We start from the raw sequence: 13,388 nt of genomic DNA, 5'->3' as shown, positions 1-13,388 counted from the left end.
GCCGGATGCCGGCCCGGTCCAGAGACCTTGCGGCTCTTCGGGCCTTCGCTGCTGGGCACGCGGCCGCCCATGCGAAGGCCGCTACGGTCCGCGCCAATGCGTCCTGCCACTGCCGTGCTCAGCAGTGCGGCGCCCACCCAGAGGCCAAGGTCCTCTGCAGCGGCGGTGTGGTGCTGATCCTGCGCCACGACTCGACCGTCGGACGGGTCTGGAGCGTGGAAGAGGTCTGTGAGGCCTGCGCGCCGCTGATCCCGAACGCCCGGGTGCTCGCCCGCGCGCAGCGCCGGCCATCTGCAGCGACGCCGCCCACGGTGAGTGTGCCGGCTCCCGCCCGCCCCAGTGTTCCCGGCGGGTTCTCCTCGGCCGGTGCCGCCGACAGCGGCGATGAGGCTGTGCGCCGCCCGCGTCGAATGCCGCGCAATCCGCGCCGGCGACATCCTGGACAGGGCCGCTGACTGGAACCGGCTTCGTGATTGCCCGGTGCCACAGAGGTAACCACCGGTGCGCTCCTGTCACTTGAATAGATAGCTGGCCGTCGGGCTCGTTCTCGATACCGGTTCCGTGGGGGTTCTGCCCCTGTTGGACTGTCAGTGGTGGGTCATACCGTCTTTTGTATGGCTCATGGTGTGTTCCACACGAAGCTGGGCATCAAGATCAATTTGTCTCTTCCTGACCTGGGGCATCCGGATCGTCCCGGGCTGTGGGAGCAGCTCTATGGCAAGACCAAGCGTGGGGATCTGCAGTGTCTGGAGTGCATGGAGCGCGATCCTGGCTGTCCGCAGTGGATGTACCTGCAGGTCTGGCGCGGCCGGCGGCGTGCCTGCCATTTCAACACCGGGATGCGGCACGTCAACGCCCCTGAGTCTCCGCGGCACAAGGCGCTCAAGGAGCGGATCGCGGTCGCTGCCGGGCGTGCGGGATTCCATGCCGAGCTCGAGGCTTGCGGGCCGGACGGGCGGCGCCGTACGGACGTGCTGGTCCACGGCGACCGCGGGTTGAAGCTGGGCTGTGAGATCCAGCTGTCGCACGCGACGGCGGCCGCGGTGGTCAAGCGCAGCGACATCGCGCGGCGGGACGGGCTGAGCCCTCTGTGGACGACCGACGATCGTACGGCGCCGCTCATCGAGAGGACTCCGTGGGCGCGTATCGACCGGATGCCGTGGGAGGACATCTCCAAGGGAAACACGATCCTGGTCCGCGGTGGCGTTCGGCGGTTGACGATGACGCGGTGCGCGGATCCCCGAAACCCCTTGCCGTGCCCGGACCGCGGGTACGGGCGCTGCGCTCACTGGCACGGCACATGGTCTCCGGCGTTCGGCGTCTACCTGGACGATCTGATCGGGCTGACGGCAGCCGGCGAGTACGTGCCGCTCTACCTACAGCGCCGGGCTGGGCGGTCGCGCGCAGCGCACATGTGGGTCACCGCCAGCGACCGGCAGAAGTACCTGGAAGCAACTGGAGACGAGCCTGTTGAGCCCTCGCCAGGTCACGTCGACGACGACCAAGCTGTCGAGCCGGCACCGCAGGCGCTGGACCCGGAGTGCAGCTGGGAGCCGTCGCACCGAGAGCGCGAGGAACGTGAAGGGGCAGTCCGCGACGCCGGGGGCGCGGTCCGCGGCTTCACCCTGCGGAATCCGGCGGTCGCGGCCGCGCCCACGCCTGCGGCGCGGCCTTCGACGTTCCTGTCGTACGTCGCGGAGCAGCGTCGGCGAGGCGGCCTGCCACTCCCACCGCCTGCTGTGATCCCGGCCCAGTCCCGTCGCGTCGCGGCTGCCGGGGCGTCGCCCGTCGCGTCGCAGGGCCCAGTCCTGGACCGGCGGGCGGCAGCGGAGCGGCTCGGCTGCGGGGTGGATCAGGTCGGGCCGTGCGCACGGTGTCGCGGGCTCACCGTCCGCTACGGCGCCGGCGCGAACACGCTCTGCCCCGATTGCCGCGGCCAGTAGCCCCGGTAAGGGCCCTGGCGCCGCTAGCCTCGCGCTTTCACGAAGCGGGCTGTCCGACTGGTGATCGCGAAAGTAGAAAGTGCCTCTGACCAGCGAGAATGAGGATTGCTGAGGTCCTTGTTCCCGCCACCGCCGGAGGCACTTTCCAGGTGAAGAAGCGTATCGGGCCTACTCGCGTGTCCGTGTCGAGGGCGGCGGTCGCGGAGTGGTTTCGCAGGCCGGCGCGGTGCTGCTGGTCGAGACGGTCCGCAAGACCGGCCTTGATCGGGCGATATCGGCGGCGCTCGCCCCGTGGCGCAAGCAGCGGGCCGTCCACGATCCGGAAAAGGTCCTCCTGGACGTCGCCCTCGCGGTCGCGCTGGGCGGGGACTGCCTGGCCGATGCGGGCATGCTGCGGGCGGAGCCGGCCGTGTTCGGGCAGGTGGCCTCCGACCCGACGGTCTCCCGGCTCATCGACACACTGGCCCGGGGCGGGAAGCGAGCCCTGGCCGCGCTCCGTGCGGCCCGCGCCGAAGTACGCGAACGCGTGTGGAAGTTGGCAGGTGATGCAGCGCCGGAAAAGGGCGGGCAGGTGATCGTGGACATCGACGGGGTCCTCGTCCTGGCGCACTCCGAGGAACAGGATGCCACCGCGACCTGGAAGAAGACCTTCGGGCACCACCCGCTGATGGGCTTCGTCAACCACGGCACCGGTGGGTCCGGCGAGCCGGTCGTGGGCCTGCTGCGGCCCGGCAACGCGGGCTCCAACACCGCCGCCGACCATATCGAGGCCACCAAACTGGCCCTGGCCCAACTGCCGAAGAAGTACCGGCGTGGACGCCGGACACTGATCCGTTCCGACTCCGGCGGCGGCACCCACGAGTTCGTGGCCTGGCTCGCCCAGCGCGGACGGTGGCTGTCGTACTCGGTCGGCATGACCATCACCGACGCCATCCACCAGGCCGTCCTCAAGATCCCGGCCACGGCCTGGACTGCGGCTGTCGAACCGGACGGCGACATCCGCGACGGCGCCTGGGTCGCCGAACTCGACGGCGACTGTCTCAAGGGCTGGCCCACGGGCATGCGGCTGATCGTCCGCAAGGAACGCCCCCACCCCGGCGCCCAGTTGCGCTTCACCGACGCCGACGGGATGCGCCTGACCTGCTTCGCCACCGACACCAAGAACGTGCCGATCACGGAACTGGAGCTGCGGCACCGCCAGCGGGCCCGCGCCGAGGACCGCATCCGCGCCGCGCGGGCCACCGGCCTGCGCAACCTTCCCCTGCACGACACTGCCCAGAACCAGATCTGGCTGGAGATCGTCCAGATCGCCCTGGATCTGCTGGCTTGGATGCCGATGCTCGCGCTGACCGGCACCGCCCGCCGGTGGGAACCCCGCCGCATGCGACTACGACTGTTCTCCACCGCCGCGCCCAGCTCGTCACTACCGGCCGCCGCCGCATCCTCCGCCTGGCCAAGCACTGGCCCTGGACGGACGAGATCACCAACACCCTCGCCCGGCTCGATGCCCTCCCGAACCCCGGCTGACCAGCAGCATCCCGCCCCTACGAGCAGCACCACCCCGGAGCCGTGGAACCCGGCGCCCACCCGACGCGATAGCCGGGCCCTCAACCTGCCCACAAGCAGAAATCTCCACTCTGAACAAGCAAAAAGGGTCCGTCAGCAAGCTGACGGACCCTCATGCAAGATCGAGGCTAGAGGCGCTGTTCCCGGCAAGTGTCGGCGCCCCAGTCGTCTTCGCAGATCACTATCCTGGTCACCGCATGGTTCCAGCCGTTGAAGGATCCGCAGCCCGCGTCACTCCCGTTCGGGTCAGATATTTTCTTGTATGAAGGCGTCATGAGCGTGTAGAAGGTGGCGTAAACCCCGTTACCGTCCCGTTCGTTGTCGCAAACCTGCAGGTTGGATGTCCCGTTCGAGGGCCCGTAATTTGTGCCGCAGGCGCGGTCGTAACCCTCGTAGGCGCAGCCCGAACTTCCTGCTGAGGCAGTTCCCGCGGTACCCACCACCAGCACTGCCGGGACGACAAGTACGGCCAGCGCCAGCGAGGCCAACTTCGCCCGTCGTGCTACTCGCATGCCTAATCCCCTTCCTTTACCCCCGACTCTCTTGTCGTGGGCACATTTGGCCGGACGCCCGCGTCTGTCGCACCTGTCACGACGAGGCGGCGCAAACCAGGCGCTTTGAGTGTCGTGGATGATGAATGGGATGTCTTTGTCGACCAGCGACAAGTAGTTGACGATGCGTGCCACATGGAGGCTCGGGCAGGCTACTGATGCTGCTGGCGGTAGTCCTTGGGACTGTGTCCGTAAGCGGCCCGGAAGGCTCGGCTGAAGTGCGCAGGATCGGTGAACCCCCAGCGGGCCGCGACGGCACGGACCGGAGTGGAGTGCATGAGGGGGTCGGCCAGGACCCGGCGGCAGCGCTCCAACCGCCGGGCGCGGATCCACCCGGCTACGGTCTGACCTTGGTCCCTGAAGAGCCGGTGCAGGGAGCACAGGGAGATGTTGTGGGCGGCGGCGATCGTGCCCGGAGACAGGTCCGGCTCACCCAGGTGCTGCTGGATGAAGGCGTGGATCTCCAGCAACAGGGCGCGGCGCGGGCGCGGCCATGAACCGTCCGTTCTTCTCCCGCACCAGCCAGCCCTGCTTCTCCAGCGCGTAGGCACGGTGACGGATCTTCCACCTCGTTCTTGATCTCCGCTTCCCGGCCCACCATCCGCGTCAACTCCACCCCACTCACCGGCCCCGCCGCGGCCACGCCGTGGCGGGTGGTGTCGGCGACTCATTCGTCGCCGAGTGAATCAGAGGTCGCCGACGACGGGGAGCCGGCGCCGCGCGGTCTGCAGGCGGTCGCGCCGGGTACTCACCAGGGCGCGCCACCGGCCACGGGTGGCAGACGACTCATCGATCCACTGGCCCGCACTCGGGCTGTCGAGCGGAAGGCCAGCCATGAAGTGGGCGATGTCGGCGACGACCAACCTGTCGAGCCGACACCGCAGGCGCTGGACCCGGAGTGCAGCTGGGAGTCGGCGCACCGAGAGCGCGAGGAACGCAAAGGGTCCGTCCGCGACACCGGAGGCGCGGTCCGCGGCTTCACCTTCCGGGATCCTGCGGCTGCCTCCGCGTCCACGGCCGCGTTGCGGCCGACGACGTTCCTGTCCTACGTGGCGGAACAGCACCGGCGGCGGCCGAACACCCGGACCGCGCCGGGTGATCCCGGCCCAGCCCTCTTGCTCCCGGGCTCACGCGGCGCTGCCGCGCGCGTCCCAGAGCGTGACTGGCGACCGGCAGGCGGCTGCGATGCGGCTCGGATGCTGGGTGGAGCAGGTCGCTGTGTGCGCGGTGCCGCGGCCTGACCGTCCGCTACGGCACCGGTGCAAGCACGCTATGCCCGGAGTGCCGGACACCGCCAGCTGGGCGATGACCGGAGGCTGTCGACAAGCTGGACCGCGGTCTTTGCTCCACATCGCCATCCATGCGGGGCCAGGCCCGCGAAGGGTGTCTCGTGGGCCCTTCCGCGACAGGTACGGGTCTTGGCCCGGAATGCGCGTGTGCGCGGTGCGGTCCCGGCAGGGAGGGTGATGACGGCGTGTTCAGGCGCACAGTGCGGTCAGCGTGCCGGTCACGGCGGCTGCCCTGTTTTCGATCTTGTCTGGAGGCGGCGGAGCAGCCGATTCCTGTGGGTGCCGAGGCATAAGGTGGGGGCTTCCCGCGACCCGCTCCGGAGGTGCCTGCCCGGTGACCGATTCCTTTGTTCACCTGCACAATCACACCGAATACTCGATGCTCGACGGCGCTCAGCGTCTCAAGCCGATGTTCGCGGAGGTCGCGCGTCAGGGCATGCCCGCCATCGCGATGAGCGACCACGGCAACATGTTCGGGGCGTACGAGTTCCAGCAGGTGGCCAAGGGCTTCGAGAGCGTCAAGCCGATCATCGGCATCGAGGCATACGTGGCGCCGTCCTCCCGCCGGAATCGCAAGCAGGAGTTCTGGGGGCCGGGCGGGCAGCGGGCCATGTCGGACGACGGCGAGGGCTCGAAGGATGTCTCCGGCGGCGGCCGGTTCACCCATATGACGATGTGGGCACAGAACGTCGAGGGCCTGCGGAACCTGTTCTACCTTTCGACCGAAGCCAGCTACACGGGACAGTTCCCGGCTGGCAAGCCTCGCATGGACATGGAGCTGATCTCCGAGCATGCGAGCGGGATCATCGCAACGACGGGCTGCCCGTCCGGGGCGATCCAGACCCGGCTGCGGCTGAACCAGTACGACGAGGCGCGTGAGGTTGCGGCTGCCTATCAGGGCATCTTCGGGACGGAGAACTACTTCCTGGAGCTGATGGACCACGGCCTCAGCATCGAGCGGGACGTCCGCGACGGCTTGCTGCGTCTGGCCAAGGAGCTCAGCATCCCCCTTCTGGCTACGAACGACGCCCACTATGTGGTGGAAGAGCACGCCGACGCGCACGACAACCTGCTGTGCATTGGTGTTGGCAAGAACAAGGACGCCCCGGGCCGTTTCAAGTTCCAGGGCACCGGCTACTACCTCAAGACCGCCGAGCAGATGCGGGAGCTGTTCAGCGAGCTGCCCGAGGCATGCGACAACACCCTCTTGATCGCCGAGCGCATCGAGTCCTACGCCGAGGTCTTCGATGAGGTCGATGAGATGCCTCAGTTCCCGGACGTGCCCGAGGGGGAGACGCAGGAATCGTGGCTGCGGCGCGAGGTCATCAAGGGGCTGGAGATGCGCTACGGATCTCCCGTCCCGGATGAGGTGTTGGAGAGGTTCGAGACCGAGATGAAGGTCATCGGTCCGATGGGTTTTTCCTCGTACTTTCTCGTGGTCGCTGACATCTGCAAGTACGCACGCGACAACAAGATCCCGGTCGGGCCGGGCCGTGGCTCGGCGACCGGCTCCATCGTCGCCTATGCCACCCGTATCACCGAGCTGTGCCCGCTGGAGCACGGCCTTCTGTTCGAGCGGTTCCTCAACCCTGAGCGCATCAACCCGCCGGATGTCGACCTCGACTTTGACGACCGTAAGCGTGACCAGATGGTCCGCTACGTCACCGAGAAGTACGGCGACGAGTACACCGCCATGGTGAACACGTTCGGCAAGCTCAAGGCCAAGAACGCGATCAAGGACACGTCACGCCTGCTGGGTTACCCATACGCGCACGGTGAGCGGATCACCAAGGCGCTGCCGGCAGACGTGATGGGCAAGTCCATCCCGATCAGCGGCATCTTCGACCCCGAGCACCCTCGGTACGGCGAGGCCGGCGAGATTCGTGCCCTGTACGAGAACGAACCGGATGTGAAGAAGGTCGTCGACGGCGCCAAGGGCGTCGAGGGCCTGATCCGGAACACAGGCGTTCACGCAGCTGCGGTGATTCTGTCCAAGACCAGGCTCACCGACCGCATCCCGCTCCACATGCGCGCCCGGGACGGCGTCAAGATCACCGGCTTCGACTATCCGTCCTGTGAAGCCATGGGCCTGATCAAGATGGACTTCCTTGGTCTGCGGAACCTGGGCGTCATCGACCAGGCCATCCAGAACGCCCGGGAGAACCGCGGCGTCGACTTGTCCACCGAGACAATCCCCCTCGATGACGCCACCACCTACCAGCTCCTGGCCCGCGGCGACACCTTCGGTGTCTTCCAGCTCGACGGCGCCGGCATGCGCACGCTGCTCAAACTCATGGAGCCCAGCCGGTTCGAAGACATCGCGGCCGCGCTCGCCCTCTACCGGCCGGGACCGATGGCCGCGAACGCGCACACCAACTACGCGCACCGCAAGACAGGCCGCCAGGAGATCGCCCCGATCCATCCGGAACTCAAGGACGCTCTGGAGCCGATCCTGGGAAACACCTTCCATCTGCTGATCTACCAAGAGCAAATCATGGCCATCGCCCGGCAGCTCGCCGGCTACACCCTCGGCGGCGCCGACCTGCTGCGCCGCGCCATGGGTAAGAAGAAGCCCGAGGTGCTGGCCGCAGAGTGGGAGAAGTTCCATGGCGGCATGAAGGGCAACGAGTACTCCGAGGAGTCCATCAAGGCCCTGTGGGACGTGATGCTCCCGTTCTCGGGCTACGCGTTCAACAAGTCCCACACCGCCGGATATGGCCTGGTCTCGTACTGGACCGCCTACCTCAAGGCCAACTACCCGGCCGAGTACATGGCCGCGTTGCTGACCTCCGTCGGCGATGACAAGGACAAGGCCGCCATCTACCTCGCCGACGCCCGCAAGCAGGGCGTGACGGTGCTCCAGCCGGACGTGAACGAGTCCGTCGCCGAGTTCACCGCCGTCGGTGAAGACGTGCGATTTGGCCTCCAGTCAGTGCGCAACGTCGGCGAAGGCGTCATCGACTCCATCGTCCAGACCCGCAAGGCGAAGGGTAAGTTCACCTCGTTCGCCGACTTCCTCGACAAGTCGGAGATCAGCGCCCTGAACAAGCGGGCCGTGGAGTCCCTGATCAAGGCGGGCTCGTTCGACTCCCTTGGTCACAGTCGCAAGGGTCTCTCGGCTGCACACGAGATGGCGATCGACGCAATCATCCCGGTGAAGAAGGCCGAAGCCTACGGCCAGGACGACCTGTTCGCCGGACTCGGCGGAGACGAGGACGACACCCCGGCCCTCGGCCTCGACTTCCCCATCGGCGAAGACGAGTGGCCGCGCAAGCAGCTCCTCGCCACCGAGCGCGAAATGCTGGGTCTGTACGTCTCCGCTCACCCTCTGGATGGCACCGAGCACATCCTCACACGCAACCGGGACACCACGATCGCGGACATTCTGGCTTCCGGTCAGGAAGGGCCCGCAAAGATTGCCGGGCTGATCACCAACGTCGAGCGGAAGATCACCAAACAGGGCAACGCCTGGGCAGCCATCACGCTCGCCGACCGGGATGCCTCGATCGAGGTGTGCTTTTTCCCCGCCACCTACCAGCTCGTCGGCCACGCCCTCGTCCCGGACGCCGTTGTCGCCGTCAGCGGACGTGTGCAAGACCGCGACGGCACGATGAACATCATCGGCAGCGAGGTGCAGGACCTGGACGTGTCATCCGCGGAGCACGGCGGCAGGCCTCCCGTGCATCTCGCTCTGCGCTCCCACAAGATCAACGAGCCGACAGTGAGGGAACTCAAGCGCATCCTGAGCGCACACAAGGGTGAGAGCCCCGTACGGCTGCGTGTTCAGGCCCCAGACAAGACGGTCGTGTACGAGCTCGGCTTCCTCGTCGACGCAACTTCCGTCGCCTCCGACATCAAGGGAACCTTCGGCCCGGCCGCCTGGGCCGGTGTGGCGTGAGCGTCCAGGAAGAGGAGATCATCCTCGCCCTCGCAGACCCGCCCGTGTGCGACCGCTGTAGCGGTCTGACGCTGCTCCTGGCGCAGTTCCCGCACTCCCGGAGGAACTCCCGCGGCGAGGACGTGAACGGCGTCCGCGAAGCGGCGCTGTGCCCAGCCTGCGACCAGGGAGAGACCGCTGCCGACGCGCTGATGGCGCTCTTCGCGGTTAACGAGCAGATCGACTTCGCCAACGCGGAGACGTTCGCCGAGCTCGTCGCCGCTTGGGTCGAGTCCGTGCGGCACCGGCACGTCGACAATGCAGTGTTGGACGAGGAACACGAGCGCTGGCGACGCGGAGAGCTGTGACAGTCAGATGGGGCGGCCCGGGTCACAGGTAGGTCCCATCGACGGTCCGGTTGCTACTTCCCTCAGAACACTCCTCCGGCCGGCACCCTGATATCGCCGGTGCCATGCTCGGCGGCACTGCCGTTCTCGACGACGGCAAGCTGTTCCACAAAGAGCTTGCGCATGCCGTTCGCCTTCTCCGGCGCGCAGGTTTCGGGAGGCTACTGGCCCGGGGCGAGCCACCTATGTCCCTAGTTTGGAAGTTCCCGTATGCGCCTTCGGCTTGACCTGGCAAGTCCCTGACCTGCGCGGGAGCGCCTACAGCGCCGCTGTTCCCCGTGAGTCCCCGGCAGATGCGGCCGCACCGGGCACGCAGCGGGCACGGGGCATGAGTCGACCTTCCACTTTCAGGCGAGTTGATCGGACGGCATGGGGCTCGATTCGTGCCGACAACCATCAAGGCTGACACACCATGACGTACCGCTGCGTACCGTGGCGTTCGCTGTCGTTGCCGTCAGACTGCCGTCACGTGACGGGCCATCTTCTGATCCGTAGCTCTAGCCAGACCGGTCAGCGGCGGCCATACCGGCCGACGAGTCCCCAGGGAGACGGTAGCGGAAGGGGGTGGTTGCTGGGATTGCGGTACTTCGCTGCTGTATCGCAGGGGATAGCCCTCCTGCCATACGATCTACGTGCCTACATCGATCTCAACCGGTTGGAGGCGCGGTGGACCCCTGCTGTCAAAGGCCGTGAGGCGGAGCGACGGTGGAGACGGTCGCTGCCACTGATCTTCCTCCTTGCGGGTGTGTCCTCGTTCGCCACTTGGATCTTCACGCATTGGCTAGGCCCACACACGGCCCACAGGTCACACTTGGGCCCGTGCCGATCAATGCTGACAGCGGGGCAGTTGACCCCTGGACGCTCCTTCTGCAAACCGATTGGAGCGCGTTTGAACATGCCTATCTGACCGAACCCCCAGCGACCCCAGACATTTTGGCGGGACTGCTGGACGACGACGAATACGTACAGAGAGCTGCCCTGGGCAACCTCGTCCACATGGTGACCCACCAGAACACCATCTACAGCGCCACGGCACCGGCCGCTTGTTTCGTCATCGCTATCCTGGACCACCCTCGAACCATGACCAGTGGCGTCTACTTCCACGATGAGCGTTGCCGGCCGATGCGCGCCGCGCTCCTGGAATGGCTGGGCGACCTTGCGGACGACGCGACCTACACGGAAGACGGCGCGGGAGAACCTGAAGATGTCGCTGCGGTGCGCGCCATCCTCCCGCAGATCTACGAGGCGGCCCAGTCGTACTTTTGCGATGCGAACTCTCCAGTCAGGGAAGCTGCTGTGCACGCAGCGGCGATGACGCTGGCCGCGTCTGAGTTGGCGGTACACATCCCGGAGATGGTGCCCCTGGTACGCAGCACCCTGGCCAGCAGTGAGTGCGTTGTGGCAAAGGGAGTCCCTGTTCGATGAGCAGGGGCTTCTTCGTGTGCGGGGCATGATCGCGGAGGGGTAGGGGCAGGCAGCGGACGGCTTGTTGTTGATCGAGGAGGGTGCGATGCCGTCGGTGCTGGGGCTGATGGAACGGCGTGAGGCGCGGGCGAGGCAGGATCTGGAGTCCTGGACGGAGGTTCTGGAGCAGGCTCAGGCGGAGGTGGATGCCGCGCGGGAGCGGGTCGAGCGGGCCCGGGTGGGGCGTGAGGAGCTCGTGTCGGTGCTGGCCGAGGAGAGCCCGGTGAATACGCCGGTTTCCGTGCCGTCTGGTGGTGAGGCGGCTGCCGGCGTGGGATCGAGCGGCTCCGGCGCGGGGCATCGCGAGAGGCCGCCGGTGTGGCGGTCGGGCATGGGCGAGGAGGTGCTCAGCGGCCTGTATCGGGAGGTGTTCGCCGCTGCGGTGGCTGCTTCGGGGCCGGTGAACGGGGTGGAGCTGACGCGGGCGGTGGGCCGGGAAGCGGAGATCAAGAACGAGGTGGAGAAGATCCGTCACCGTGCCTACGTGCTGGAGAAGCGGGGCTGGCTGGTGCGGGCGGAGGACAGACGGTTCATGCCCGCGCCCGGAGCAGTCGGCCGGGGCGTTTCTCCGGCCAGCGCGGAGCGTCTGCGGCCAGGCGTCGGGACAGCCTGATCACGGCGGCCCACCACACCATCTGGGCGTGGTGGTCGGGGCGGCGTTCGTGGTCGCGGTTGAGGCGGCGTGAGCGGGAGAGCCAGCTCAGCGTGCGCTCCACCACCCACCTGCGGGCCAGTACGACAAATCCGCGTTGCCCGTCGGATCGGCGCACGACCTCGATCCGGACTCCGTGACGGGCGAACGCCTTCGCCAGTGCGGGACCCTGGTAGGCACTGTCGACCCACACCAGCTTCAACAGCCGGCCCGGCTGGTCCATGAACGTCTCCAGCAGCGTGGGGGCGGCCTTGGAGTCGTGCACATCGGCCGTGGTCACGGTGACCTCCAGGAGCAGGCCTTCGGAATCGGTCAGGATGTGGCGCTTGCGCCCGTCACGTGACTTGCCGCCGTCGTATCCGCGGCTGTCCTCGCCGACGGTCTCGGAGGCGTCTACCGACTGACTGTCGATGATTCCCGCACTGGGCTCGGCGTTGCGGCCTGCGCGTGCCCTCGCCGAACATCGCAGGCGTTCGTACAGCTCACGCACGTAGTCGCAGGCCCGCCAGCGGCGGAAGAAGTCGTAGACCGCCCGCCAGTACGGGAAATCGACCGGCAGAGCCGTCCACTTCACACCGTTGTCGACCAGATAACGCACAGCGTCGAGCATCTCGCGGTGGCAATACGCCTCCGGACGCCCGCCCCGCTTGAGGAGCCAGGCCGGCACCGGCATCGCCGAGCGGACCTCGGCCCGCTGAGTAGGCCCGGGGCGCGGTGCCGGGATTACTCCCGGTCCGTTTCCCCGGACCTCTCGCCGAACCCGCCGTGCGCCTCTCAGCGCAACGGGCTCTCCACGGTCGTTGCCGTCAGGCTTCTTGCAGGGGCCAGGGAGTGGGGATCGAGTTGCCGCGGTAGCGATACCGGGTCACCGGGATCGCGCCGATCTTCCGCAGTTCGATCTCGCCCGCCGTGATCGGCAGCCACCGCCCGGAGGCTGTGACGAACCGGCGGCGGACGTCCGACCACGTCCAGTGGTGCCGCTCGCGCAGCATGCGGATCAGTCTCCACCAGGTGAAGTTGTCCAGCATGCCGAAGGTGTTCTTCGCGACGGCGTGCCGGAAGTAGTTGGCCCAGCCGTGCGTGATCATGTTCAGGCTGGTCAGCACGTAGCCGAGATCCTGCTGCGACGTCTTGCGGGTCAGGGCACGGATCTTCGTCTTCACCGACCGCAGGGGCCGCTGGGCGACGAAGGTGTAGACGTGCCACTTGCTCGTTCCTCGTCTGCGGCGCCACTGGATGCGGAACCCCAGGAAGTCGAATCCCTCGCTCATGTGCACGACCCGTGTCTTGGCTGGTGACAGCCGAAGGCCGACCGGTCGTAGGACGTGAGCGATCTCCTCGTGCAGCGTCTCGGTGTCCTGCCTGGTCCCGTGGACCAGAACCACGAAGTCGTCCGCGTAGCGGACGACGCGCCAGTTCGGCAGGCCCTTGAGGCGCCGTTGCCGCCGCCTCGACTGCGTCGACATCACTCCGCCTGGCTCCCATGCCGCGTGCAGGTGCTCGTCGAGCACCGACAGGGCGATGTTGGCCAGCAGGGGCGAGATCACGCCTCCAACGCAATGGGCAACTTCACCTTCGAAGTGACGCTGTGCTACCGGAGGTTGGAGAAGCTGCCTCGCGGCGAGAGTAGGCCGCGTCA

7 protein-coding genes and 2 pseudogenes are annotated in these 13,388 nt (G+C 67.3%); 6 read left to right on the top strand and 3 right to left on the bottom strand.

The genetic code is table 11. From position 1 onward, the window contains the following. The first annotated feature begins 593 nt into the window (after positions 1–593). Together ABT078_RS31695 and ABT078_RS31690 are read left to right on the top strand one after the other, a co-directional pair. Complete coding sequence (locus ABT078_RS31695; protein ID WP_351233824.1) at positions 594–1,943, top strand: competence protein CoiA family protein; 1,350 nt, start codon at positions 594–596, stop codon at positions 1,941–1,943. 205 nt (positions 1,944–2,148) lie between these two features. After that, positions 2,149–3,470 (top strand): annotated as a pseudogene (locus tag ABT078_RS31690) (IS1380 family transposase). Between the two features lie 742 nt (positions 3,471–4,212). Here the strand turns inward: ABT078_RS31690 and ABT078_RS31685 are convergent. Then, positions 4,213–4,542, bottom strand: a pseudogene (locus ABT078_RS31685) (helix-turn-helix domain-containing protein); the annotation flags it as partial. 1,141 nt (positions 4,543–5,683) lie between these two features. On the opposite strand from ABT078_RS31685, the gene dnaE reads away from it, so the two are divergent. The 4 genes from dnaE (at position 5,684) to ABT078_RS31665 (ending at position 11,710) form a co-directional block, all read left to right on the top strand. Further along, positions 5,684–9,247, top strand: a complete 3,564-nt coding sequence (gene dnaE / locus ABT078_RS31680; protein WP_351233820.1) for a DNA polymerase III subunit alpha — start codon at positions 5,684–5,686, stop codon at positions 9,245–9,247. Further along, positions 9,244–9,594, top strand: a complete 351-nt coding sequence (locus ABT078_RS31675) for a DUF6300 family protein (RefSeq protein ID WP_351233818.1) — start codon at positions 9,244–9,246, stop codon at positions 9,592–9,594. The genes dnaE and ABT078_RS31675 overlap by 4 nt, the downstream gene beginning before the upstream one ends. Before the next feature lie 858 nt (positions 9,595–10,452). Continuing rightward, complete coding sequence (locus ABT078_RS31670) at positions 10,453–11,058, top strand: hypothetical protein (protein ID WP_351233816.1); 606 nt, start codon at positions 10,453–10,455, stop codon at positions 11,056–11,058. A gap of 85 nt (positions 11,059–11,143) precedes the next feature. After that, positions 11,144–11,710, top strand: coding sequence for a BAR domain-containing protein (locus ABT078_RS31665; RefSeq protein WP_351233814.1), 567 nt, complete (start codon positions 11,144–11,146; stop codon positions 11,708–11,710). On the opposite strand, the gene ABT078_RS31660 is transcribed toward ABT078_RS31665, so the two are convergent. Continuing rightward, positions 11,628–12,422, bottom strand: coding sequence for an IS5 family transposase (locus tag ABT078_RS31660; RefSeq protein ID WP_351233812.1), 795 nt, complete (start codon positions 12,420–12,422; stop codon positions 11,628–11,630). The genes ABT078_RS31665 and ABT078_RS31660 overlap by 83 nt on opposite strands. A 133-nt stretch (positions 12,423–12,555) precedes the next feature. Further along, positions 12,556–13,296, bottom strand: coding sequence for a group II intron maturase-specific domain-containing protein (locus tag ABT078_RS31655; RefSeq protein WP_351233810.1), 741 nt, complete (start codon positions 13,294–13,296; stop codon positions 12,556–12,558). Positions 13,297–13,388 lie beyond the last annotated feature (92 nt).

The sequence above is a fragment of the Streptomyces sp. NPDC002133 genome, from assembly GCF_040296405.1.
Lineage (GTDB): Bacteria > Actinomycetota > Actinomycetes > Streptomycetales > Streptomycetaceae > Streptomyces.
The sequence above is the reverse complement of the archived record's forward strand: the minus strand, read 5'-3'. Positions and strand labels throughout refer to the sequence as shown.

What these genes read in the sequence shown, in the direction of transcription:
- ABT078_RS31665 (WP_351233814.1), top strand. Translation starts at nt 11,144, where the DNA reads ATGCCGTCGGTGCTGGGGCTGATGGAACGGCGTGAGGCGCGGGCGAGG.
- ABT078_RS31660 (WP_351233812.1), bottom strand. Translation starts at nt 12,422, where the DNA reads ATGCCGGTGCCGGCCTGGCTCCTCAAGCGGGGCGGGCGTCCGGAGGCG.